Origin of the sequence: Geomobilimonas luticola (assembly GCF_018476905.1) — a bacterium.
GTDB classification, from domain to species: Bacteria; Desulfobacterota; Desulfuromonadia; order Geobacterales; family Geobacteraceae; genus Geomobilimonas; species Geomobilimonas luticola.
Genome location: NZ_JAHCVK010000002.1, coordinates 224,624 through 248,472 on the forward strand (window position 1 = coordinate 224,624; position 23,849 = coordinate 248,472).

Annotated in this window: 20 protein-coding genes, 1 tRNA gene and 4 riboswitches; of the genes, 7 read left to right on the top strand and 14 right to left on the bottom strand. The window is 50.4% G+C overall.

All coding sequences use genetic code 11. The annotated features are described in order from the left end of the window. Positions 1-51: 51 nt before the first annotated feature. The 4 genes from KI810_RS07690 to KI810_RS07705 all read right to left on the bottom strand — a co-directional run bounded on the left by KI810_RS07690 (position 52) and on the right by KI810_RS07705 (position 6,691). Entirely contained in the window at positions 52-1,704 is a 1,653-nt protein-coding gene (locus KI810_RS07690) for a hypothetical protein (RefSeq protein WP_214174928.1), read from the bottom strand. Between the two features lie 199 nt (positions 1,705-1,903). Next, on the bottom strand, positions 1,904-4,129 hold the full coding sequence (locus KI810_RS07695; protein WP_214174929.1) for an InlB B-repeat-containing protein: 2,226 nt from the start codon (positions 4,127-4,129) through the stop codon (positions 1,904-1,906). Positions 4,130-4,202: 73 nt separating this feature from the next. Beyond that, positions 4,203-4,293: riboswitch (cyclic di-GMP riboswitch) on the bottom strand. Between the two features lie 109 nt (positions 4,294-4,402). Continuing rightward, positions 4,403-4,478: riboswitch (cyclic di-GMP riboswitch) on the bottom strand. Between the two features lie 111 nt (positions 4,479-4,589). Then, positions 4,590-5,486: a fibronectin type III domain-containing protein gene (locus tag KI810_RS07700; protein ID WP_214174930.1), complete on the bottom strand. Its 897-nt coding sequence runs from the start codon at positions 5,484-5,486 to the stop codon at positions 4,590-4,592. 83 nt (positions 5,487-5,569) lie between these two features. After that, positions 5,570-5,645: riboswitch (cyclic di-GMP riboswitch) on the bottom strand. A 172-nt stretch (positions 5,646-5,817) separates the two neighbouring features. After that, positions 5,818-5,893, bottom strand: a riboswitch (cyclic di-GMP riboswitch). A gap of 75 nt (positions 5,894-5,968) precedes the next feature. Continuing rightward, the gene (locus KI810_RS07705; protein ID WP_214174931.1) at positions 5,969-6,691 is read right to left on the bottom strand and encodes a Crp/Fnr family transcriptional regulator; all 723 of its coding nucleotides are present in this window, start codon (positions 6,689-6,691) and stop codon (positions 5,969-5,971) included. Positions 6,692-6,839: 148 nt separating this feature from the next. Here KI810_RS07705 and KI810_RS07710 point away from each other — a divergent pair, with 148 nt between their 5' ends. The 3 genes from KI810_RS07710 (at position 6,840) to KI810_RS07720 (ending at position 9,861) form a co-directional block, all read left to right on the top strand. Beyond that, positions 6,840-8,030 (top strand): HD-GYP domain-containing protein, encoded by a 1,191-nt coding sequence (locus KI810_RS07710; protein ID WP_214174932.1) that lies wholly within the window; start codon positions 6,840-6,842, stop codon positions 8,028-8,030. Positions 8,031-8,108: 78 nt separating this feature from the next. After that, the gene (locus KI810_RS07715) at positions 8,109-9,065 is read left to right on the top strand and encodes a GTPase-activating protein (RefSeq protein WP_214174933.1); all 957 of its coding nucleotides are present in this window, start codon (positions 8,109-8,111) and stop codon (positions 9,063-9,065) included. 67 nt (positions 9,066-9,132) lie between these two features. Further along, positions 9,133-9,861, top strand: coding sequence for a hypothetical protein (locus tag KI810_RS07720; protein WP_214174934.1), 729 nt, complete (start codon positions 9,133-9,135; stop codon positions 9,859-9,861). Positions 9,862-9,881: 20 nt separating this feature from the next. Here the strand turns inward: KI810_RS07720 and KI810_RS07725 are convergent, their stop codons facing one another. From KI810_RS07725 to nadB, 3 genes are read right to left on the bottom strand one after another with little or no spacing between them, the layout of a single operon-like run. After that, positions 9,882-10,091, bottom strand: a complete 210-nt coding sequence (locus KI810_RS07725; RefSeq protein ID WP_214174935.1) for a hypothetical protein — start codon at positions 10,089-10,091, stop codon at positions 9,882-9,884. A gap of 37 nt (positions 10,092-10,128) precedes the next feature. After that, a complete protein-coding gene (locus KI810_RS07730) occupies positions 10,129-10,407 on the bottom strand; it encodes a chorismate mutase (RefSeq protein ID WP_214174936.1) in 279 nt (92 codons plus the stop codon). 7 nt (positions 10,408-10,414) lie between these two features. After that, positions 10,415-12,010, bottom strand: coding sequence for an L-aspartate oxidase (gene nadB / locus KI810_RS07735; protein WP_214174937.1), 1,596 nt, complete (start codon positions 12,008-12,010; stop codon positions 10,415-10,417). Between the two features lie 176 nt (positions 12,011-12,186). Between nadB and KI810_RS07740 the strand changes: the two genes are divergently transcribed. The 4 genes from KI810_RS07740 (at position 12,187) to KI810_RS07755 (ending at position 14,893) form a co-directional block, all read left to right on the top strand. Then, entirely contained in the window at positions 12,187-12,825 is a 639-nt protein-coding gene (locus KI810_RS07740) for a lytic transglycosylase domain-containing protein (RefSeq protein WP_214174938.1), read from the top strand. A 13-nt stretch (positions 12,826-12,838) separates the two neighbouring features. Continuing rightward, positions 12,839-13,432, top strand: coding sequence for a CDP-diacylglycerol--glycerol-3-phosphate 3-phosphatidyltransferase (gene pgsA, locus KI810_RS07745; protein WP_214174939.1), 594 nt, complete (start codon positions 12,839-12,841; stop codon positions 13,430-13,432). A 42-nt stretch (positions 13,433-13,474) separates the two neighbouring features. Continuing rightward, positions 13,475-14,728 carry an MFS transporter gene (locus tag KI810_RS07750; protein ID WP_246525372.1) on the top strand — a complete coding sequence of 418 codons (1,254 nt, stop codon included), beginning with the start codon at positions 13,475-13,477 and terminating at the stop codon, positions 14,726-14,728. Positions 14,729-14,818: 90 nt separating this feature from the next. Next, positions 14,819-14,893 (top strand) — tRNA-Cys (locus KI810_RS07755). 13 nt (positions 14,894-14,906) lie between these two features. Here the strand turns inward: KI810_RS07755 and KI810_RS07760 are convergent. From KI810_RS07760 to KI810_RS07790, 7 genes are read right to left on the bottom strand one after another with little or no spacing between them, the layout of a single operon-like run. Then, the gene (locus KI810_RS07760) at positions 14,907-15,728 is read right to left on the bottom strand and encodes a dolichyl-phosphate beta-glucosyltransferase (protein ID WP_214174940.1); all 822 of its coding nucleotides are present in this window, start codon (positions 15,726-15,728) and stop codon (positions 14,907-14,909) included. 27 nt (positions 15,729-15,755) lie between these two features. Next, the gene (locus tag KI810_RS07765) at positions 15,756-17,747 is read right to left on the bottom strand and encodes a hypothetical protein (RefSeq protein WP_214174941.1); all 1,992 of its coding nucleotides are present in this window, start codon (positions 17,745-17,747) and stop codon (positions 15,756-15,758) included. A 29-nt stretch (positions 17,748-17,776) separates the two neighbouring features. Continuing rightward, the gene (locus KI810_RS07770; RefSeq protein ID WP_214174942.1) at positions 17,777-18,514 is read right to left on the bottom strand and encodes a class I SAM-dependent methyltransferase; all 738 of its coding nucleotides are present in this window, start codon (positions 18,512-18,514) and stop codon (positions 17,777-17,779) included. Beyond that, a complete protein-coding gene (locus KI810_RS07775; RefSeq protein ID WP_214174943.1) occupies positions 18,501-20,075 on the bottom strand; it encodes a hypothetical protein in 1,575 nt (524 codons plus the stop codon). Before KI810_RS07775 ends, KI810_RS07770 begins: the two co-directional genes overlap by 14 nt. 14 nt (positions 20,076-20,089) lie before the next feature. Next, positions 20,090-21,808 carry a 6-pyruvoyl-tetrahydropterin synthase-related protein gene (locus KI810_RS07780; RefSeq protein WP_214174944.1) on the bottom strand — a complete coding sequence of 573 codons (1,719 nt, stop codon included), beginning with the start codon at positions 21,806-21,808 and terminating at the stop codon, positions 20,090-20,092. Between the two features lie 3 nt (positions 21,809-21,811). After that, on the bottom strand, positions 21,812-23,353 hold the full coding sequence (locus KI810_RS07785; RefSeq protein WP_214174945.1) for an ArnT family glycosyltransferase: 1,542 nt from the start codon (positions 23,351-23,353) through the stop codon (positions 21,812-21,814). Continuing rightward, complete coding sequence (locus tag KI810_RS07790; RefSeq protein WP_343213482.1) at positions 23,346-23,747, bottom strand: DUF192 domain-containing protein; 402 nt, start codon at positions 23,745-23,747, stop codon at positions 23,346-23,348. The genes KI810_RS07785 and KI810_RS07790 overlap by 8 nt, the downstream gene beginning before the upstream one ends. Between the last annotated feature and the right edge of the window lie 102 nt (positions 23,748-23,849).

Genomic DNA, 23,849 nt, shown 5'->3' on the forward strand with positions numbered 1-23,849 from the left:
GATTTCTCAGCGTGGGCCTTCCTGCATTATGCAGGAAGGCCCACGCGTACGTTAATTTATGAGTTCTCGAAGACTTCTTGCGGGGGGAGGGGTAGGGGTGGTGCCGGCATACTCATAGGGACCGATTGACATAGGGGTTGGTCTTTTATAACCGTTCATATCTACTGTTAAAGCAACCGCTACATCGCTTGGAAGTGTAGTCGTCACCGGAGATTTCCCGTTCATATAGGTATATGTTGTCAGTTGCGTACCCTTGCCGAGCAAATTGCTTGTAGACTGCAGATTGAAATCATAGTTATAAGTCTGAGATGAGTTAGAAACTGCTGAAACAAACTGTGGCAATTTTCCGTCAATGGAGTTCAATGAATGAGCATCCTGGCCATGCTTGGTATACCAGGACCGCGATGTGCCTCCAGGTGCTGAAGATGTGTTATAGAAATACGGGTCATATACCGTCGAATCGTTCCAGTAAACTGCCTTGGCCTGTTTCCCGTACCCCCAATAGTTATAGTCCATGGGAATAATGGAGTTGTACAGGCTGTTGATGTTGAATTGCTCAACATCGTTTGTGGTGTTCATGTAAAAGATGGTGTTCTTTATCTCTGCATAGTAATACCGATTGGCATAAGCACCAGTAGTTTCCTGGCTGGCTCCATAGAACCCTGTACCATTGAAGGCTGCTATGGAATTGTAGATATAGGCCGATATCCCGTTGTAAATGTCGTATCCCATACCATTGTTGGTAGCGATGGTGTTCACAAAGAAAACTCTCGCTGTGCCACTTATATCTTCCAAGTTTGCGCCGAATCCAACAGAGTTGTTGTGGGAAATTGAATTGAATACTTTGATGTTGTCCGTGGTGGTGGAGACAGAACCTACGGTGCCGATGTCGAAGCCCCTCCCGGCATTTGCGTATGCCTGACAGTTCTTGAACGTAAGATTGGTGGAATTTGTTATCCAGAAACCGATATACACGTTGTTGCCGCCAGGACTGCTTCCAGGGGGTGAGCCATTATGGTGCGATGTGGCATTTTCAACAAGGCCATTGTCGTTGCCCCCACCATCATCCCCGAAGTAAAAACCACCTTGGTAGCCGCCTGTTTTGCTGTTGCCGTTAACTTCAATGTTGTTGAAATGGAAATTCTGTTGCTTCTGAACAAGGATGTTTTGATAGCCGTTGTTATAAGCCTTCAGAAAATAGACTTTCAGCCCGGTAGTCTTGATGGCCTCTGAATTACCCCACGCTCGAAGTCCGTACATGGGAGAGTTCTGCACCGTAAAACCCGCAGCAGTGAGACCATCGATGGTGAGGTCGGCGACTTTGTCGATGAACACCAACGAGTCGTAGCTACCGAAAGTAAGTCCCGTGCCGTCGATGATTGCCGAACCGGATGCCGTGTCCCGTTGCACCGTTACTCCTGAACTGTAATAGGTTGAATTTATCACCCAACGGTGGTTGTATGTTCCAGCCTTAACAATAAGTGTGTCGCCAGTCTGCAATTTCACCCAATTGTTAGCCAGATATCCGGAGTTATTAGTTTGCATTGACCCTGGCATATTCTTCCAAGGCGTCGACTGGCTCCCGTTATTTGTGTCAGCACCAGCAGATTGATCCACGTAATAAATAGCTGCCTCTGACTGCTGCGCAATTCCTAACAAAACAACGCAGGATAATATTAAAAGGTATTCTAGTGATTTTTTCATGTTGGTCTCCTTCTTGTTATTTTACCATCCGGTTCAACTCTGTACAGACTCTTTGAAATTCAGTCATGGGCGGAGTCAAGTACAAATTGTCCGTATCCGCGAATCCGGTTTTCCAATCTATTGCAAAGATATTCCAGCAGATTTTTCTCTATCTCCCAGCCGGTCTACGACTGCCCGGTGGGTGTGGATTGATTCCATTCTAACGTATATACATGCTGGCGGTAAGCAAGTAATTTCCCCACCGTTTTGTGGTGCCAGGCAAACTCGACGGTAAACCATTGCTGAATGCATTAGCGGCTTCAAAACCTCCACTCACTGCCCCGCAATCGAATTTGTAGAGTAGGTTTGAGGCTGCCTGGGCAGCGATGTAATAGGTAGTTCCTTGGGAGACGGAGACCGGATTAACGGATATTTCCACGTAGCCGGCAGCAGCGGCAACTACGCTTCCCTCTGTCAGTTTTTTACCGCTCTTGTTGTATAAAGCCAAACGGAGTTGAGTCGGGGAACCGAACTGACGGATGCTAATTCTCAGTTTGTTTACGGTTCCCGTTGCATCTGCCTTGATCGGACTCCATATCATATATTGCGCTGACCCATCCAGACCGGCTATCTTGGCTGTTCCTATATCGTTCCAATGCCCTGCAGTTACGACAAAGTTTGCCACGATCGTGTGGTTTGCCGTGATACTGTTGAAGGTATAGTTGGCAACAGACCCAACGGAGACGCCATCAACGGTTACAGAGGCAATTGAGTAACCGACTGCCGGAGTGAAGGTGTAAGTTTGGGTGGCACCGCTGTTCACCGTGGTGGTTCCGGACGGGGTGATGCTGCCACCGGCGCTGGCAGAGGCTGAAAGGGTGTAGGTAACAGGGGTGGCTGCAAAGTTGGCTGTGATGGTGTGGTTGGCGGTGATGTTGCTGAAGGTGTAGCTGGCCACCGCTCCGACGGAGATGCCGTCAACTTTTACGTCTGCGATTGTGTACCCGGCTGACGGAGCAATGGTGTAAGTTTGAGAAGCACCGCTGTTCATTGAGGTGTTACCGGACGGGGTGATGCTGCCACCGGTGCCGGCAGAGGCTGAAATGGAGTACGATACAAGAGGTGCTATGGCAAAATTCAACACTTGGTGGCTGCCGGTAAAGGCGACGAAGCCGAGGTTGTTGAGAGGGGATGCACTTGCCTGTTCTGTTCTAAAGGCATAACCGGTTGCCAAACATATCTCGGCCCCTCCTTGAGGTGCCACATAGACGTCATAAGTATGATTGGTAACGTTGACCAACATGCGTACGTGGTAAGTGTTGCCAGCCGTGTAGGGTATGGCCGCATCCGCGGCATATATGCTTCCGTTGCGAGCATCGATGGTGCCGGTCGGGTTGAATCGAACCATTGTCGCACCGTTGGTAACGTCCTGCGCCGGCATAGCGGACAGCACTGTCAAGGCGTTAATGTTGTTATCATTAGGGATCAGGTCGAAACTGGTTGTGAACACTCCGTTTTGCGAGGGAATTGACTGATTCTGCCAAACGCTAGAACTGGTAAAAGTGGTCGAAGTCGACGTGCTTGCAGAAAATGTCGCCGAGATAGTACGATTTGCGACGACATTGCTGAATGTGTAGCTTGAAACTGCGCCAACAGAGATGCCATCGACTATTACGTCGGCGATCCTGTAACCGGCTGTCGGGGCGATGGTGTAGACCTGGCTGGCGCCGCTGTTCACTGTGGTTATGCCCGACGGCGTGATGCTGCCGCCGGTGCCGGAAGTGGCGGTAACGGTAAAGGTGCTGGACGCAGTGAAACTTGCAAAAGTTGCGGTGATTGCGTGGTCTGCTGTGACGTTGGTAAAGGTGTACGTGTTGACTGCACCGACGGAGACCCCATCAACTGTTACATTAGCAATGCTGTAGCCGGCGTTGGGAATAATCGAAAAAGATTGTGATCCTCCCTGGCTGACTGTCATGGAAGTGATGGTTGATGTTCCGCTGGTTGCGGTGCTTGTCGTCACGCTGCCAACCGGCGCTATCGTTCCGCCAGCACTGGCAGTTGCCGTCAGGGAGTAGGTGAAGGGGAATGACTTGCTGATCTCGTTTGAGTAGCCACTTTCGTTGCCGGCACCATCATAGTCGGTTACGGTAAAATAATACGTCGAGCCTTCGGAGAGGTTGTTCAGTGCATAGGTAGTCGTGTTCCCCACGTCGATGGTCTGGGAGTAGTTGCGGGATGCACTTCCAACGTGGAGTTTGTAGCCGTTGATGCCCGTGAAGGGGGTTCCGTCGGCATTGACTGGCGGATCCCATGCCAGCGTCGTCATGGCAGCATGGCTATATGTAGTAAGCTGGAGTATCATGACGGTCATTATTGTCGCAATGACTAACGAGCGGTAGAAGAAATGTTCGATTGTATTCTGTAGGTGAGTAAGAGTTTTCACGATTGAGTACCTCCATGTTTGGGTTAATCCGCCGAGCGAAATCAGCCCATTTATGTGAGGTACTGAATCTTCGCTTGGCATCCCTGCTGCCATATCCCGGTGGTTAGGGACTTAGGCCAGCGGCTTTGCGTCCCGCCCTTTCGGACGGTTTGCCCTTTTCAAGCTGTTACGGTGCTACCGGTTTTTTCACCTCTCTTCTTATCGTTAATCGTTCGGTGAGTGGCTGTAATTGAAGACACAAAAAAGCCGGGGCAAAATATCTATGAAGGATATTTCGGCGACCCGGCTGTCTCGGTGAGACCCTTAGGCTTTCCGTCCCATCCTTGCGGATGGTTTAGTATTATCGTGTATCACTTCTATTCAATTGTTAGATATACTATTACAGGAATTTTCGAGAAATAACTGTGACCCTTATCACATGTTTGGCATGTATTTCGTTAGAAAATTTCAACATGACTTATTACCAGGTAACCAGTCCAACAGCTCTCCGCAGTATGAGGAGTGCGTCATTCAGGTTGACACTGCTGTCACCCAGCGGCTTGCCGGACGCATCGAGTGGCCAGACGTCGGCCCGTGTTCTTTGATCGACCGTCAGTTGCGTGTTATTGGTCACGGATCTGAGGGTCGTGAGTGCATCGGCGAGAGATATGACGCCGTCACTGTCGACATCTCCTTTTGGTGAGGTTGTGCTTGCGGTTGTGGTGAAGCTGGCAGCAATTGAGTGGTTGCTGTTTAGGTTGCTGAAAGTGTACGAAGTAATTTTGCCGGCCGAGATTCCGTCCACCGTGACGTTTGATAGCTGGTAACCCTGGTTGGCTGTTACGGTAAATGACACACTGGTGCCTTGGGGGGCGGTGACGGTTTTAATGGTAGAAATCTGGTTGCTGGCCTGGTTTACGCTGACATTCCCCTGGGGGGTGATGGTGCCGCCGTTACCTGCGGTCGCCGTAATCTGATAGGACGCGGGGACAGGGGGGGCTGTCGCAGCAGGAAAGGTCTTGCTGACTTCGTTGGAAAAGCCGCTTTCGTTACCTGCATAGTCATAGTCGGTAACAACGAAATAATAGGTGGTCCCATCATTCAGGTTGCTGATGGTATAACTTGTCACGTTGCCGGTATTGATGCTCCGGGTGTAGGTGCCGGACGCGGTGCCGAAATACAGGTTGTATCCGGCAACCCCCGTGAAGGGGGTCCCGTCGGGGTTAACCGGCGGATCCCATGCGAGGGTCGTCTGTGCCGCCAGTGCCGTAGTAATGGAAAAAAGAGGGAGGAAAAGCAAGATAAAGAGAAGGGGGAAGAGTCGTTGAACCAGGATGCCGCCAAAATGGCGTCTGGATGTTTCAAGGGCTCTAAGCATGTCGGTACTACCTCCATAAATTGCCCCGGAAACATGGTGACCTGAACGCAGAAAAGCCGGGGCAAAATATCTATGAAGGATATTTCGGCGACCCGGCTGTCTCGGTGAGACCCTTAGGCTTTCCGTCCCATCCTTGCGGATGGTTTAGTATTGTCGTGTATCTCTTCTATGCAATTGTTACGTGTACTGATACAGGAATCTTCGGAAAATAGTTGTGACCTGTGTCACAGATTTTGCATATATATTGTTAAAAACAGTTAACGTGTGGGGCGCTCCGTCTGGTACATTGTCTTGAAAACAGAAAAGCCGGGGCTGAATATCGATTAGATATTTCGGCGACCCGGCTGTCTCGGTGAGACCCGTGGGCTTTCCGTCCCATCCTTGCGGATGGTTTAGTATTGTCGTCTATCTCCGGCTGTTGTTTTCGGAGACATAGCTACACAATCATGGAGAGAAAGTCAATAGAAATATTACGCTATGTTTTACAAGCATTGTAATTTATTGAAGAAATTTGGTTTGACGAGGATGTTCTTGTTGGTGAGGATTTCGATTTCGCCATCGTTTGTGAGCTTTCCAAGCAGGCGGGTAGCTGTTTCGCGGGATACTGAGGCATAATCGGCTATTTGCTTGTGGGTCAGTTTCAATGAAATCATAACCCCCCTCTGGTCCTTTATCCCATAGAGCCTGGCCATGCTGTTGAGCACTTCCCTGAGCCGTTGTTCTGCATTTGCAAAGCTCATGGCCTTGAGCATCAAGAGCGATTCCCTGAATCTCGCACAGAGCATGGTGATGATATTCAAGAGCACATTGTTGTTTTTCAGCATGAATTTTTCAAAGTCCTGTTTGGCGAGAAGACCAATTTCCGTGTCTTCCATGGCAATGACCGATGCGGGAGCTGTTTTCCCGTCCAGGAGGCCCATCTCGCCAAAAAAATCCCCCCTTTTGTGAATGGCCAGTATCCGCTCCTTGCCATCCTCGCTCTGGTGAACTGCCCGTACCTTGCCGGAATAAACGACATACATGTAATTGGGCGTATCTTCCTCGAACAGCACCACCTGGTTTTTGTTTATACGTTTGGGGACCAGGAGCTTTTCGATTTCAGCAAGTTCATTCTTGTTCATACATGAAAAAAACGGAATGTTCTTGAGCACTTCCGCTGAGCGTGATTTTTGCCTGACAGTGAAAGGTTGCACATATGCGCTCATAGTCAAAGCCCTCCCTGAGTATAAGGTAATTATAATTAGTCGTGATTCAGTGTCAAGGTGCGGGCTGCCTATAAGTCCTTGCAGGATAACGATTTGTGGAGTATATATAGGCATCCGACGGCATGTGGAAACTGAAAGAGAGGCACCGATGTCCCAGGAACTTTGCGAAATGTCCCTGCGACAGACACAGGAGCTGCTGAAGCTTACCGACGAGGCGTTGCAGGAAATCTGCTGCAAGCGCTTTACGGGGGAGGAGCTTTCAGTCAAGGCGCTCCAGATGGTTCTGAAAGGGAAGGGGAAACGAGGCCCCGCCAGTGTTTTCGTTGCGTTCAACGGGAAAGGCGATAGTGTGCTGCGCGGCCGCGTTTTCCATCTCCGTGATGGGGAAATTGCGGAACGTTCGGAAGAAATTGCCGTCAACACTTTAACCGACTATGCAACTTTTGCCGGTATCATCGATACGCATGCCGATGTTGTCGTTTCCAACTGGAGTGACAGTTGCGAATCGGTAGAAAATTACCAGGATTTTTTCCCCAATGCCGTCAAGGCGTTTGTTGGCGATGTGATCAGGAACTTCGTCACCTACCGTATAAGCGGGGAAATGCCGGGTGTCATAATCGCTTTCAATTATCCTGGACGTGCCACCGATTATGATGCCGATGTTCTCCGTGGCCTTGCGGTAGTGATCGGCTCCGTATTCACCATCTCCGACCAGATGAGGGAAACGGAAAAGGCCTTCATCTACACCATCGAAGCTTTGGCCAGAGCCTGTGAGGCGGCTGAGGAAGATACCGGCAGGCACATAATCCGTGTTAACCGCTATGCCGGTGCCCTTGCGGCAAATATGGGGCTACCTGCCGACTATGTTGAAGTTATTGCCTATTCGGCACAGATGCACGATGTGGGGAAAATCAAAGTTCCCGCGGCAATCCTGCTCAAGGAAAGCCCTCTGGATAAACAGGAATTGGACATCATCAAGATGCACCCGGTGTACGGCGAACAGATACTGGGGGATTCGCCGCGTTTGCGCATTGCACGAGAAATCGCCATCTCCCACCACGAGAATTGGGATGGAAGCGGTTATCCCAACGGCTTGCGGGGAGAAGACATCCCGTTATCGGGACGCATTGTCAAGCTAGCTGATGTCTACGACGCGCTCCGGTCGCGGCGGAGCTACAAACCACCTCTGAGTCATGCCGAGGCGATTGGCGTGTTTCGTGACGGAGATCACCGCATCAACCCCCGGAACCACTTCGATCCGAGCCTGCTGACCCTGTTTTTCAAGATCGAGCATATGTTTGAAAAAATATACGATAGCTTCGCCGGCGATAATCTTTGACGTTTCAGCTATTTTGCTTTTGACACCGAAGAAAAAATCTATTAATTATAAACGCAACATAAAACCAAGGAGACGAGGATGTTCCTGCTTCCCAAAGGAAATCCGCTGTACGAGAACATTCCTGCCGCAAAAATCAAATTGCCGGAAATGCTCGAAAAGCTGAAGAATGGTAGCTTCACCGGTTACCTAAACTTTACTTTTCCCACATCGACTGCCATTCTTTTTTTTGAAGGCGGGAAACTCATCAGCGCATTGCTGGAGCGTGGATCCACGCGGCAGACCGGCTTCGAGGCGATGGCCGGACTCTGCAACAACATCATGGCAGGTGGCGGCAGCCTCAATGTGTATCGTCTGTCAAAGGACCTTACCATGGGGCTTCATGCTCTATTGCACGGGGAGATGCTCTACCGCGGTCAGGAAGTAAAGCTCATAGATATAAAAGGGCTGCTGGAAAAGGTCAAGGCACAGCGACTGAACGGCTGTCTTCGCATATATACCGATGAACGGTCGGCGCTCATCTTTTACAAGGATGGTTCGCCACTCGGTTTTTTCCATGACGGCACCCAGGATATCGATACGTCCGCGACCGAATCCCAGAAAATTGCCGGTCTTCCCGGTGCTAAAATCGATGTTCTCTCCACCCAGAGTGCAGACGAGTTGATGGACTACGATCTGCTGGAGATGGTCAATATTGACAAACTCTGGGGGTCGACGGAAGCGCGTTATGCGGCGGAAATCAACCAGATGAAGCGGGACGGTCAGGAGCGCGAAATCAAAGAGCGTGAATCCCGACTGAAAGAACTGGAAGACGACCTGAAAGAAGTTGCGTCTGCCTACCTCGGAAAAATGGGGCGAACTCTCGTTGAAAAGGAGCTGGGCGGGGTAGGAGGTCGTGAGGCTCTGCAAAAAGAGGAGAGCGTGATTACGTTCCTAGCCGGTGTGGAAAAGAGTGCCAAGCTGTTGACCAGTCTTACCAAGCTCAAAGAGATGGTGGAAACCATGAAAAGTGAAATTTCAAATCGGGCAAAAGCTTGAACCGGAAGTGAAACGGCTTCTGCCTGGAATGCTGTTGGTTTGATTTGCACTAAACCGGAGGGTAAAAATGGATGATATTGGTAATCTTATAGGAATTATCCAGGTAGTATTCTGGTTGTTGGCCGGCGGGATGAGTTTCTACTTCAGTATTGGCAACGCTCGTGTTTGGACGAGCATATCCGTCGGGTTTTTTCTGATTTTTCTGAGTCAGTTCTACCTGCTCGCACCATGGGCTGATTACACGCGGCTCGAAGCTGTGCACTACATCATCGGTACGGTCGCCATCATGGTCATGACCCACGGTTTTCAGGAGTACTACGTATTCAGCCGGACGCTGGACATCGGGGGGAGCAAGGCGGCTGTATATCTGGGGACACTCGGGGTGATCTGTGTCTCATCCGTATTCATCTTCATCAATCCCGAACCGACGTATACGGTCCTTCGGAATATAAGAATGATTGAGAATGCCAGTTGGGTATTTCTGGCTGTCATCAATATCGACCTCATCCGGAAGATATACGTCCAGATACGGGATTCGGTCATTTCCAAGGGATTTGTGGCGTTCGGGATCGTCTTCTTTTTCATCTTTCTCTGGAAGGGGTCGGAACTCTACCTGCAGGTTTTCTGCTGGGATAACGACTGGCACATCTTTGCCACCAATAATGGTATCGCCGATACTGTCGATCTCTACTCCGACCGTATTGCATTCTCTTTGCTGGTAAACCAGATCGGCGGGATGCTGTCCGCACTTTCGGTCGGCGGAACGTTCATTTATCTCTATCGGTTGCTCAGGTAGCCGGTTCGGACCTGATTCGGTCATTCCTCCTTAGTGATCCGTATCACCTGGAGAACACCGGGCATCGATTCGATCGTCCTGATGTCGAGCGTGTCCGTGTCGCCGATTACGCCGATGATGATACGGTTGGCACCAGTTGATTGGTGAATGTCAAAATTTTTGGTTATCAAATATTCCTTGACCTGATCAAGCGCCGATTCGTCGGCGCTTTTTTTCATGATAATCAGCACGTAAGTTCCTCCTCGGATTTATACGGTTTCCCCGCAGCTAATTTCTTTCCTGATTCGTCATGATTCTTTCCAGGCGCCGCGACTCGTCGATCACCCGTTCGAACAGTCTGACAATGGCCTGATCGTCCAAAGGCCCCGGATTTTCTCCCTTCATTCGCGTGAATATGCGTTTCTCACGGGCAGGGTCGTAAACCGGCAGGTGCAACCCCTTTTTTATCTCGCCAATCCTGAGAGCGAGTGTGGCCCGTTCGTTAAATATGCGAAGGAGTTCACTGTCCAGCCGGTCTATTTCCTGCCTGATTTCATCGATAGTCATGAGTACCTCAGAAATTTTTCTTGATGAAAGTGTCCTTCTTGCAGTGAACATCGTCCCGTTCCGGATAATCGATGTTGTAATGCAGTCCACGGGATTCCTTGCGGTTCTGGGCGCAGCGCACGATCAGTTCTGCTACGGTGGCGATATTGCGCAGTTCGATGAGATCGGAGGTGATGATGAAGTCCCAGTAATAGTCGTCGATTTCTTCCTGGATCAACTTGATCCTGTTCAAGGCCCGTTCGAGACGTTTTGTGGAACGGACGATGCCGACGTAATTCCACATGAAACGGCGAATTTCATCCCAGTTCTGGGAAACCACCACCATTTCATCGCTGTTTGTGGCGGTACTGGCGTCCCACACGGGGATTTCGGGAAAATCGAAATGGTTGGTGCCGAGTTGCTCTATGGCGTGTTTGTAGGCACGTCCGGCGTAGACTGCCGCTTCGAGCAGTGAGTTGCTGGCCAGCCTGTTTGCCCCGTGGAGACCGGTAAAAGCCACTTCACCGATCGCATAGAGGTGCTGGATATCGGTTTCGGCGTTCAGGTCAACGGCGACGCCACCGCAGAGGTAGTGGGCCGCCGGAACGACCGGCAGCCCCTCTTTTGTCATGTCGAGACCGTATTCGAGACAGGTCTGGTAGATGTTGGGAAAACGGCTACGGACGTACTCCGGGTCCTTGTGAGTGATATCCAGATAGACACAGTCATCGCCGTGGGTTTTCATTTCGTTGTCAATGGCACGCGCCACGATGTCGCGGGGGGCCAGATCCTTCAGGTGATGATATTTCTCCATGAATGCGGTACCGTCCCGACGACGCAGGATTGCCCCTTCGCCCCGGACCGCTTCCGAGATCAAGAATGATTTTGCATGGGGATGGAAGAGGGTGGTGGGGTGGAACTGCATGAACTCCATGTTGGCGATGGTTGCACCTGCCCGGTAGGCCATGGCAACGCCGTCGCCTGTGGCGACATCGGGGTTACAGGTATAGAGATAGACCTTGCCCGCGCCGCCAGTGGCCAGCAGGGTTATCTTGGCGGCGAAGGTCTTCACCGCGCCACTCCCTATGTCAAGGACATGGGCGCCGAGACAGCGATTCGGTTTCACGCGTTTCTTGGCGATCTTGGCTTCGGTGATAAGGTCGATGCCTATGTGGTGTTCAAAGATGGTTATATTCGGGTTCTCGCGAGCTGCCGCCACGAGTGCCCGTTCGATTTCCCGCCCGGTGACGTCGTCGGCGTGGAGTATGCGCCGCTGACTGTGCCCTCCTTCCCGGGTAAGGTCATAGCTGTCCCCCTTGGTGGTAAATTCAACTCCCCAGTCGATAAGGTTGCGGATGGTTTGAGGCCCTTCTTCGACCACCATGCGGACCACATCCTCGTGGCAAATGCCGGCGCCGGCGACCAGGGTATCGTCAACGTGGGCGTCGAACGTGTCTTCCTGCGAGAAAACGGAAGCAATTCCGCCTTGGGCGTAATTCGTTGCCGACTCGGTAATTTCACGCTTGGTGACCAGCGATACCTTCCCGTGGGCAGCTGCCCTCAAAGCAAATGAAAGTCCGGCGATACCGCTGCCTATGACCAGAAAATCGCTTTCCAACTTCATGGAGTCCCCCTCGTCAGATGCTGATTTGATGTCGTCAAGAGCGAGAATTATTTACCCCCTCACGTAATTTGTCAAGGCATTTTAAGGTGTTATCGTTTGTGGAGAGAAGTTTGACCTTGCCAATAGGTGTTACTTGGTCTATAAATTGAATGGATTACGTGAAATGAGCTGAATTCATGAAGAAAGACAAGGAGGCATTCAGGGTGAACAGGTCCAGTCTGCTGCTAATCATAGTGACACAATGTGCGCTGCTGTCCGGGAGCGCTGTGCTGTCGGCAGCCGACATCTACAGATACGAAGACGACAGCGGCGTTGTCCATTTCACCGACGCACCTACCGACCATCGTTTCAAGATATTCATGCGTGACATAAAGAAAGATCGAAAACTGCGTACCAACTTCAAGCTGACCAACTGTGTCCGCAATCCCGAGGAATTCGATCCGATCATTAATGCCTGTGCTCTGGAGTTCGGGGTGGATAAATCGCTCGTAAAGGCGGTTATTCATGCCGAATCAGGGTACGATCCCAATGCCGTTTCCCGTAAAGGTGCGAGTGGTTTGATGCAGCTCATGCCGAAGACAGCCCAGGATCTGAAAGTCAGCAACAGCTTTGATCCAAGGGAAAATATTCGTGGTGGCGTCCGTTATCTGAAATTCCTTCTTACCACATTCAAGGGGGATGAGCGGCTTGCCCTTGCCGCTTACAATGCGGGATTGACGAAAGTGGCCCAGCATGGCGGCGTGCCGCCCTATGCGGAAACGCAAAACTATGTCAGCAAGGTTCTCAGTTACAAACAATCCTACAATGGTCGCTGAATAAGGATGTTTCATGCTCCTGGACAACCGTAGCCCCATCTGGAACATCCCCAACATTCTTACCTTGCTCCGTATCGCGGCGATCCCGGTGCTGGCCGTCCTCCTCCTCTCTCCTTCCCGGGAGGCTGGTTTCTGGGCGGCGGCACTCTTTGCCGTGGCGTCCATTACCGACTGGCTCGACGGTTACCTTGCCCGCCGGATGGGAATTGTCACGGTTTTCGGAAAATTCCTCGACCCGATTGCCGACAAACTGATCGTCATGGCGGCACTCATCATGATTCTTCCCTATGGCCGTGTTCCTGCCTGGATGGTGCTCGTGATACTCGGTCGCGAGATCATCATAACCGGTCTGCGTGGCATCGCCTCCACCGAGGGAATCGTCATCTCCGCCAGCGATCTGGGGAAATTCAAGACCATTTTTCAGCTTGTTGCCATCATCGCTCTTCTTCTTCACTATGACTATCGCTGGTTTTTCTCCATCGACCATCCCTGGTTGTATGTCAATATGCACAACGTCGGCATGTTCTATCTCTGGATCGCCACCATCATCACCATATGGTCGGGTGTCGATTATCTGGTCAAATACATGCGTGTCATAGCCAAGTAATTGTTATTGCCCCCTCCTGCATGAATTCTCTTGAGGTTGACCATGGATGATCTCCAGCATCGTGGGGACGCTGCCCTTTCCGCGACAATGGGGCATGTCGTCAGCATTCCCGTTATTGTCGCCGCGCTCGGCTATTTTGTCGATATATACGACCTTGTGCTGTTCAGTATCGTGCGGATACCGAGCCTTAAGGCACTTGGATTGCGAGGGCAGTCGCTCATCGACCAGGGTGTGTTCCTTCTCAATATGCAGATGATCGGTATGCTCCTGGGTGGAATTCTCTGGGGCATACTGGGTGATAAAAAAGGGAGGCTGAAAATCCTTTTCGGCTCCATCTTCCTCTATTCGCTTGCCAACATTGCAAACGGTATGGTTACCACCATCGAAGCCTATGCGGCCCTGCGCTTCATCGCCGGTGTCGGGCTTGCTGGCGAGTTGGGAGCCGGAATTACGCTGGTTGCCGAGATTCTGCCGAAGCAGATACGTGGTTATGGCACCATGGTGGTTGCAACGGTGGGGGTTTCGGGCGCCATCATGGCAAATTTCGTCGCGGGCCACTTTGACTGGCGTACCGCTTACTTCATTGGCGGTGTGCTCGGCCTAGTCCTTCTCATCCTCAGGATCAGCGTCAGCGAGTCTGTCATGTTCCGGGAAATCGAAAGCCGGCAGATCAGCAAGGGGAATTTCCTCTCCCTTTTCACCAGCCGCCGGCGCTTCTCCAAGTATCTGAAGTCGATCATGATCGGCGTGCCGACCTGGTTCGTGGTCGGCATCCTCATCACCTTTTCTCCCGAGTTCGCCAAAGTCCTCATGGTGACAGGTCCGGTTTCAGCGGGCAATGCGGTCATGTTCTGCTATCTGGGACTCGTGTTCGGTGATTTTGCCAGTGGTGTCCTTAGTCAGTTGCTGCAGAGCAGGCGAAAAGTGGTCATGCTGTTTCTCGGTCTGACGGTTTTCGGCATTGTCGCCTATTTTCTCCAGAACGGTCAGTCCCCCCGCATGTTTTACGGCGTCTGCACGCTTCTCGGTTTTGCGAGCGGATACTGGGCCATCTTCGTTACCATTGCCGCCGAACAGTTCGGCACAAATCTCAGGGCAACCGTCGCCACCACGGTTCCCAATTTCGTCCGTGGCATGGTAGTTCCCATAACGCTCTTTTTCCAGTTCGCTCGCCAGCAGTTCGGCATTGTAAGCGGTTCCCTGCTGGTAGGCTCCGTCTGCATGCTGGTTGCACTCTGGGCGTTGTACCACCTGGAGGAAACCTTCACCAAAGACCTTGATTTCGTGGAAGGGTAGGGGACCATCTTAGAAGTTGACAGCGTCGCCGTAAAAGTGTATAAAGCTACTTCCATTTGCCGCGGATACCGCAGGAAATGGAGAACAATCGGCGGCGTAGCCAAGTGGTAAGGCAGAGCTCTGCAAAAGCTCCATTCAGCGGTTCAAATCCGCTCGCCGCCTCCAGAATAGCCAAGGATCAGTCAAAATCGACTGATCCTTTTTTTATGTCAAGGACATCGGGTAAACCGGTTTTGAGTAAGATGGCGGTATTCCTGGGGGTGTCGTGGCCTGTTGTTCTGTTCTGCGCGCCAATTGTCAGGCGAATTCTGCACAGATCCTTGAGCATCTGTAGCGAATCCTTGACAGGGTGCACCTTTGAGCCAGGCGCGTTTAGCCATTCTATCGGCACTTCGGCAACACGATAGCCGTTCTTTTTGGCCAGCGCGAGAATTTCCACGTCATAGGCAAACCGGTCGATGTGGGCCTTGGCGAACAGGCTGCGGGCTGTTTTCCCCTCGAATAGCTTGAACCCGCATTGGGTGTCGCTGTAATCGTCGATGACGAGGGCTTTCACAATGCGGTTGAATATCTTTCCCATTCCCTGACGCCACCAGGGCTGCCGTTTTGTGATTCTGCTCATGGCGAGTGCCCGCGATCCGATCGCTATGTGGCAGGATTCGACGTCTATAAAAGGTCTGAGCGTTTCAAGTTCATCGATGGGAGTGGAAAGATCGGCATCCGTAAGAAGAACAAGTCCCCCTCGCGATGCGAGAACGCCGGTCCGCAGAGCGTGCCCTTTCCCCCGGTTCTGGGGGTAGCTGATCAATTTCAGCTCTGGAATGTCCCCGGATAAGGTCTCGGTAAGTTCGGCTGTGCCATCGCTACTTCCGTCGTTGACTACGATGATTTCAGTTGTGAGGTTTCTTGATGCCGCGTAGTCATGGATTTTACGCAGTGTCAGGGGGAGTCGCGCTTCTTCGTTGAATGCGGCAATCACGATGGACAATTCAGTGTGCATGCGGTCTCCCCGGGCGCGATTTGCGCCCTAATTGCTGAATTCCTTCCAGATCAGGCCGGTTTCGGCATTGAACTTGGTGATACTGCTTGAGTCTTCGATGCTTCCGGTAAATGCCGATTCGTCTTCCCAGAGAATTCCTTCCGGCATGAGTACCTTGGTGATGACGGTTTTTCCCACCACGGTCTTGTCACCGATTGGACGGGTCCTGGTCTTGCTGGTCGACTCGAATATCTTGAGGACGAAGTTCGACTTCGGGGTCGTTTCATCTGCGGGTTCCGCGATGAAAGTATAAATCCCTTCCTGTGACCTTTCAATGATGGCTTCCCGTGTATCATCACTTTGAGTGACCATCAGGGGAGTTATGTTCTTTTCCTGGCGAACCTCGTTCAAAGTCTGCGGCCGGTTTCGCCGTGATTTCGGGTACGCACGAAAGGTGGTGGCAATCTTCAGGGAGGATTTGCAGATCACGACCAGTTTCAGGTCACCATGGACCGCAGGGATAATGATTCCCTTTTTTTCAGGCTTCGGTGTAGCCGGTTTCTGTTCAGACGACGCTTTTACAACACGGGCAACGGGAACCTCCTGATTTTTCTCCAACGACGGGTTGGCCGATGTTTTTTGCGGTGCAGTCTCAGTTGCAGCAACCTTGTGCATGGCGGCCGCTTTTTCGAGAAGGGCCTTTTTCTGCGCCAGCCGTTCATTTTCCGCGTTTCGCCTCGCCTCTTCGACAGACCTTCGCTCCTGTTCGGCTGCCATTTCGGCAGCCTTGCGCTGCTTTTCGGCCTGTTCACGCGCCAGGCGTTCTTGCCGGGAACGTTCCGCGACCCTGCGTAACCGCTCTGCCTCTTCCTGGGCAATCTTCTGACGCGCGTCCTCAGCAGCCTCCCGCTCCCGGTCGGCCTTCAGCTTTGCCGCCTGTTCAGCCTTGTTGCGCAACTCCTCTGCCCGTTGCCGTGCCTGTCGCTCCTGCCGGGCTCGTTCAGCCGCCTGGTGCTGTCGTTCGGCTTCTTCCCGCTTTGCCTTCAACTGTGCTTCCTTTGCTTCTCTCTGTTCCTGCGCAACTTTCAATCGTGCCGCCTGCTCGGCTGCCCTTCGCTTCTGCTCCGCTTTCTCACGGGACATTCGTTCCTGTCTGGCACGTTCCGCAGCCTGGCGCAAACGGTCTGCCTCTGCCTGCGCCGCTTGCAGTTGCGCTTCTTCAGCTGCTATCCGTTCCTGTTCTATCTTAAGAGCTGCCTCCCGTTCGTTCGCTTTGCGTTGCTGTTCGGCTCGCTCTCTTGATAATCTTTCTTGCCTGGCTTGCTCGGCAAGCTCGCGCACTCGTTCTGCTTCTGCCTGATCAGCCTTTATTCGTGCCTCCTCAGAGGCTTTCAGTTCCTGCTCGGCCTTGAGTGCAGCCAACTGCTCAGACTCCTTGCGCAACTGCTCCGCCCTCTCCCGTGCAAGATGCTCCCGTCGGGAACGTTCGACTGAAACACGCAACCGCTCTGCCTCAGCTCTGGCGGCCTTTAAACGTTCTTCTTCGGCAAGTCTCCGTTCGCGTTCGGCCTTGAGATCTGGTGCTGGTTTCGATGCGGGGAGCGGTTTTACCGGGGCTGGAACTGGGGGCTTGATAGCTTCTTTGATACGTACTAGCTCCAGTTGCTGTTCTGGATCGTCCTCACGTACGGGGGCGTCAGGTGGTTCCGGAGCAGCGGGTAGGGGTTCGGTGCTGATATCTTCACTTTTCTGCTCGGCGAGAGGTTTTTCAGTTGCATCTTTCTGCGCTTCACGTGTTACCGCAAGGGATGGGGACGTAACGTTATCTTCAGTGGTTAATGGCTCCGGTTTAGTTGCTGGCGTCAGTGATGGGTCCAGCCAGATGAAGTCGAATCTCATTGCCGATCCCACGGCCGGGTAGAAGATAGAGGTGGATGCAAGGACGAGAAACAGCACGATGTGAAACAGCAGGGACGAAAAGATTGCACATCCCAGGTCGATTGATTCTCTATGGTGTTGTGGAGGCTTCTGACGTTTCATGTCATTGCCCTTCATGTCCGGATGTACCACTAGCTGAATGAGTCAGCCGGCTTCTTCAGCACCATGAGGAGAGAAACTCCCCAAGGCAGACGGGCCGTTTTGAGATATAACGACTCTATCTTGTAAAGCGTCATAAGCAGCCGGCTTAGCCAAGCTGGCGTTTCCCTCAGATCCGATTCTGTAGAAGCAGGTTTGCCGCGAGAAGAGAGCCTCCGCACGAGCACCGGAAGGAAGATGAAAAAATTTGTATATGAAATCCTCTCCAGTACAAAACCGGCATCCGCACCGAGACCTGCCAGGCCTGAACGTGTGTACCTCCGAACATGGTGGTGTGCCGTGTCGTGGGTACCCCAGAGGAAACTGAAGGCAGGTACCGTTACTATGACCGTGCCACCCGGCCTGCAGACACGGAATGCTTCCCGCAGAACGCCGAGATCATCCTGCGCGTGCTCGACTATGTCCAGAAGCGACACGAACGTGAACGCGCCATCCCTGAACGGCAGCTTATCCCCACTGGCCTTGACCAGGTTTGCCCTGACCTTGTCACGACAGTAGTGGAGAGCCTGTTCGGAGACATCTATGCCGAATCCTGTTCCAACCCGTGCGAATTCATTGAGAAACATGCCGGTACCGCAGCCGATGTCGAGGTAGTTGCCCGCCTGGACTCCCGCCCGCTCAAGAAAGCTGGTTACAAGGAGTTTTTTTCCCTGAAACCACCAGTGGTTTTCTTCAAGACGATGCATCTTGTCAATTTCATCTGCGCGCATTGGGCGTGTCCTCGGGAATGTAGGGTGTTACGGACGGGTACTTTTCAATCAGATTGCGGTATTCAGGCAGATTCTTAACGAAAATGCTTGCTACTTTGTCAGAGTAGATAAGTTTCCAGTTAGTGTCTTTCAGAAGGTAACGCGATAACGTTGAATCAGAGTCGAAAAAAACCCAGGTGATCCTGTATTTGCTAACGATCTTTTCCCAATCATGTTCAAACTTAATTACTTTGTAATAATCCTTCATTATGTTAGTTCCATACATATCGAGCCTGCCGTCGATAAAAACCTTGTACTGAGGATAGGCGCGGTAGATGAGATAATCACCGAATTCATCATTGTTGAACATATTGCCAGCGATCTTTTCCTTCAGCAGGAACTCGACAGCGGCAACCGGTTTGGTTTTTTCATCGAATGTATGGTGTATTCTACCGAAAAACACTGCAATGACAACTATGAGGACTGCTGCTGACGGCCAGATGTATCCTGATACAGATACATCGATTTTGGAGATATTTTCTGCCCTTTTACGAAAAAACAGAGTGATTCTGTTCTCAGGAATATCCTGTATCCAGCTGGCCTGGCGAGTCAGAATCGGTGCGACAATAAGCGCAAAGAGAGGTATGTAGCGTGCCGAATAGAGCGCCATATTGGTAAACAACAGGACCAGAACGAGTTCTGCCGCATCGAGGCGTTTCTTTGTGACGGCGAAAAGGGTAATCAACAGAAACAGCAGGTACTTGAATGGCATACGTTCGTGAAAATTCGGGGAAAGAAATTCCGTAACGTGATCCATGATGTATTTGTCGGAGACAAGTTTGAATGGAAAGAGAAGGATGTGGTAGCCGTAGGGGTTAACGAGGCAGGCTAGAAGGCAGATTCCGGTCGTCAGAACGAGTTGCCTGCATTTTTGCCAGTAGTGGCCCCGCTCGGGTGGGGAGGCAGTCAGCATGTTGACGAGATTGCCGACAAGGTATGCGCCGAGCAGCATGAATCCGCCCAGGAAACCACCATGCAGGTTCACCCAGAGCAGCATGATAAAAGGAAGAAGATGGAGACGGTTCATCCGGCCATAATGCCAGGATTCTAGTAGATAGTACCAGATGATCATCAGCAGGAGAGAAAATATGTGGGGCCTTGCCAGCCAGTGTATCAGTGACGAGCCTATGACGAGAACGATGATGGCTATAGCCCAGAGAATGTTGGATTTGTAGCCACGGAGTATCCTGAACAGGAGATAATGTGCCAGAGACAGAAGAAACGAGAAGAATACAACGATGCCGGTGAGGCCGAATGCGTTATGGATAGCTGCCATAATCACTTCGGACAGCCATTCATGGGCAGTCCAGAGGAGGGGAGGGGCGTGGAAAGAGAACATGTCGTGCGTGGGTATTGTCAGAGTATTGATAATGTACTCTCCGGCACGTATGTGATACCCCGTGTCGCCATCGCCAAGCATATCCGACTTACTATAGAAGGAGAGATAGAAAAGAATCGTGAAAAATAGTAAGTCGGCGATGGAAGGGAGATAGTGATTCTTTGTTTGTGGTGTAATTTCCATTGTTAATGACGCCTTTATTTGGATAGAGATCTGACAATAGCGCTATGTAATGTGACGAAAATTGCAAAGCACATTACCATGATTAAAGCTATAACGGATATGATTTTTGCGGTCCGTCTCAGCTCTGTGTCAGTGAAAACTATTACAAATTCATGTTTCCCTTGGGGGACGTCGAACATCATCAATCCTGACCGGTCTTGAATATTCAAGGATGTCTCTTTCCCATCGACAAACAATTTCCATCCCGGATAATAAAATGTTGATACTTTGATCTTTGAGCAGGTTGCTGCATCAACGTAGCCCTCTCGCTTTTCTGGGTGCCACTCAGTTATGCGGACTGAAGCATTGCCAGAGATTACCCCCATCTTTTCTTTCCCACTATTCATGATGGTTTGCCTTGGAGCGGAAGCCCAAATAGGGACATATTCCCATGCTATTGTATTTTTACTATTTTGAATGGGATTTTCTAGAGAGGTAATTAGTTCCTTATGAAACAGGCTTGCTTTAAATATTATTGTTGCCGATATGATAGCGAGGGGGATGAATGTAAGGAGATACACTCTGTATTTTGAAAATTGCATTCTGTTAAAGTAACTGGCGATAGTTGTACAGAAAAAAAGCTCCATTAGTAGAATCCATCTCCATGGAAACTGTAAAGACGGGAAACCCGGTATAAACAGCCAAATAGGTGCAGAGATAGGAGTTGTAAGAAAGAAAGAGAGAATGAACGGGGCGCAACAAAGTAAACCTTGCTTTGATTGTTGGCAGTTAAGCTCATATTTATTGAAAAATTTGGAAGCAATCAACGAAAAAACAGTTAGTTCTATTGTTACAGAAATATGTAGCCACTGGTAAAATCTATCACTGATGTTATTTAGATCGAAAATGAAATTTTTGGTGTAGTCGCAAACTGTACATTTGGTGATGTAATCGATATGTACGTAGATGCGTTCGAAGATGACAGGAATCATATAGAACGACGAGATTCCAAAGCCAATAATGACCCCAAGAGCACTGAAAAGAGGGAATTGTCGTTCTTTTTGAGTGATCAATACATAAACTATGTACAGTCCAATTGCGCACGTCAACATGTAACCAGTGACAAGGTGTGTAAGTATCAAACCTGAGAAGGAGGCACTTAATCCAATTAAAGGCCAGAAAGGCTTTTTTGCATGATGAATTTGCAACAACGATAGCAAGACGAGGGGTCCCCAGACATATGCGTAAAGTTCCGCAAATGTACCACGGGCATACAGATCTAGAAGATGGAACGGCAGTATCTGATAAATAATTGCGCACAAGAGGCTGGCATCTTTACCGCAGGTCTTGCGCACTGCCGCATACATCGTCAAACCGGAAAGGAAAAAGCTGAACCATATTGCAATGGTCATTGATTCTCTGAAAGATGGAACAACCAAATGGATTATAGCAACTATGTAGTAGCTAAAGGGTGAATAAAAGATAAAAGTAGGACTACCAAGGCCTTCATTGGCATCGGCCATCCATCGCGGATAGAGACTTCCTCCTGCGATTCCCCGACTGAACTGATCGGCCTGGAAAACATGAAATAGCATATCGTGGCTGTAAGGGAGTGACTGGTGTATAATTAGCGGCATGATACAGTAACTGGCAGTCAGGCAAAGACACAAACTGACGACGATAAATTCAACAAAGTAATTGTTGGAATTGTGGATGTTGGAGTGCTCGAATTTAATAAATGTTGTTGCGTGCATAAGTCAGTCAACGCATCCGTCTTGGATAATAGTCATGTTAGGATAAATCTTTCCCATTACGCCAACAGGTCCAGAAGCTACAGCAATATGCGGAAGTACTTGTCTAATGACTATGCTTTTATAACTGTCGACCTGTTTACGGTCATCTCCAACCAGAACAGTGGCTATGTTGTGTATATTCGTTGGTAGTTGTATTTTTTCTGACAAATAGGTGTCTCTGTTGAAACCACAGAAGATAATACGTCTTTTCCCCGAAGGTGATTTGGATGCATTGGCTTGATAGGTTCTGTATTGGGGGAGGTAGTACATTATCTGTCTGAATCCATAAAAAACATAGTTGTTGCCTATGAAAACAGTGGTGTTGGGATCGAACGAACGCATATCTTCCACCATAAGTTCTATGTCCCTGTCATGATTTTTGATTGTTTTCCAAGAAATCATATAGGACGAATACATGAATACACCGGTGTTGATCAGTAACAGAACTAAGATTAGTGCTGCGGTGATATCATGGTCGACGAGTCTATGGAGTTCTTTGCACATATATACCGTGGCACTGGCAGAAATGACCAGCAGGGGGGGGGTAAAAATGAGTGCATATCCTGGGTTGGCTGGGTGGATGAAAATAAGAAGGTAGAAAATGAAAGAAGGAAGCGACCACGCTGCAATAAACAAACAAACGTTGCTTCCGGAGGTTGCTTGCGGCGTTTTCTTACGTAAACGAACGTAAGCGGCAAACCCTATTGCCAGAATGCCTGAACCGGCGCTGTAAATTGTAAAGTCATAGAGCGTTTGTGAATAGAGTTTGAAGGCAACCCACCCGCGATCAAAAACTGAATTATGCCGGGTGGTAAATTCCATCAGCTCTCTAAATGCCCCTGTGTAGGCGTTCCATCCGCCCGTCATGTTGACCATGGGGGCAAACCAGCTGAAGCAAACGACCCCTAAAAGTCCTATTGACGCGATAATTTTCCGTAGGGGTGCTTTTCTCACGGCAAACAACCAGAGAGGGAAGAGAAAAACGACGGTATTCTGGCGTATGCCACCTGCAATTCCCAACGCAAGCACTGAAATCCAGATGTACTGGTATCTTCCCGTATAAAGCTTCCAGCAGAACCATCCCACGAGAGCGCTGAAGAAGGCTTCAATTCCGTAGGAAAGGGCTACTTCGCCGTGAAACCAGAGATTGGGGCTGGTAATGGCGAAGCATGCAGCGATGCCCCCCGTTTTACTGTCATACATATCTTCTGTGAGCAGGTAGATTACGACGACGGTCAGACCGCTGAAGACGATACTCATGGTGACCAGGGCTGCATTGGCATCGCCAATGAATAGATAGAAAAGTCTGCCGAGCATGACGTAGAGGAAATAACCGGGAGGGTGGGGTTGATGAACGGTTATGTCGTAACGCTCAAGTGCCAGGGCATAATTCACGGAATCAATGTGATAGAGGAATTTGCTGGTAAAGGGAATGCGAGTTGCGACGGTCAGGAAGAAAAGTCCCAATAGGGTTAAAACGGTATCGCGGCTGAAGCGTTCACGCAATTACAACCTCGTCTCCAACAGATGTGTTTGTTGTTGAAAGAGTCCCGGCAGGCAGTTCGATCACGCTGGTTGCACCCTGCAGCACTTTCGTCATGCGATTCGGTTGAAGACCCTCTGCAAGGGAAATGACACGATTAGCCTTGTCGAGAAAAATTACATCTATCGGGAACTGCATGCAGAAGGTATGAACTCCCTTGCATGGCCTTATCAACAAACCCTTGCCGGAGGGAAGGTCGCTTCTGCCGAGCAGTCCTTTCATTCGTGTGAAAAGGGTGTCGGCTATTGACACATCGTCTGCTAATGTATTCCCGGTTGTACAATTGACAGCTTTCATTGCACCTGCCTTGTCACCCCGGCCATGCAATCCTGCTTGTGCATGGCCGGGGTGGGTCACTACTACTTCTTCCCAAGCTTGACATAAATCAGGGCCAGTTCTACCGCGATAATCATCAGCACTATTGCATGAAAATCAATCATGATGTTGCCCTCCTTTCTG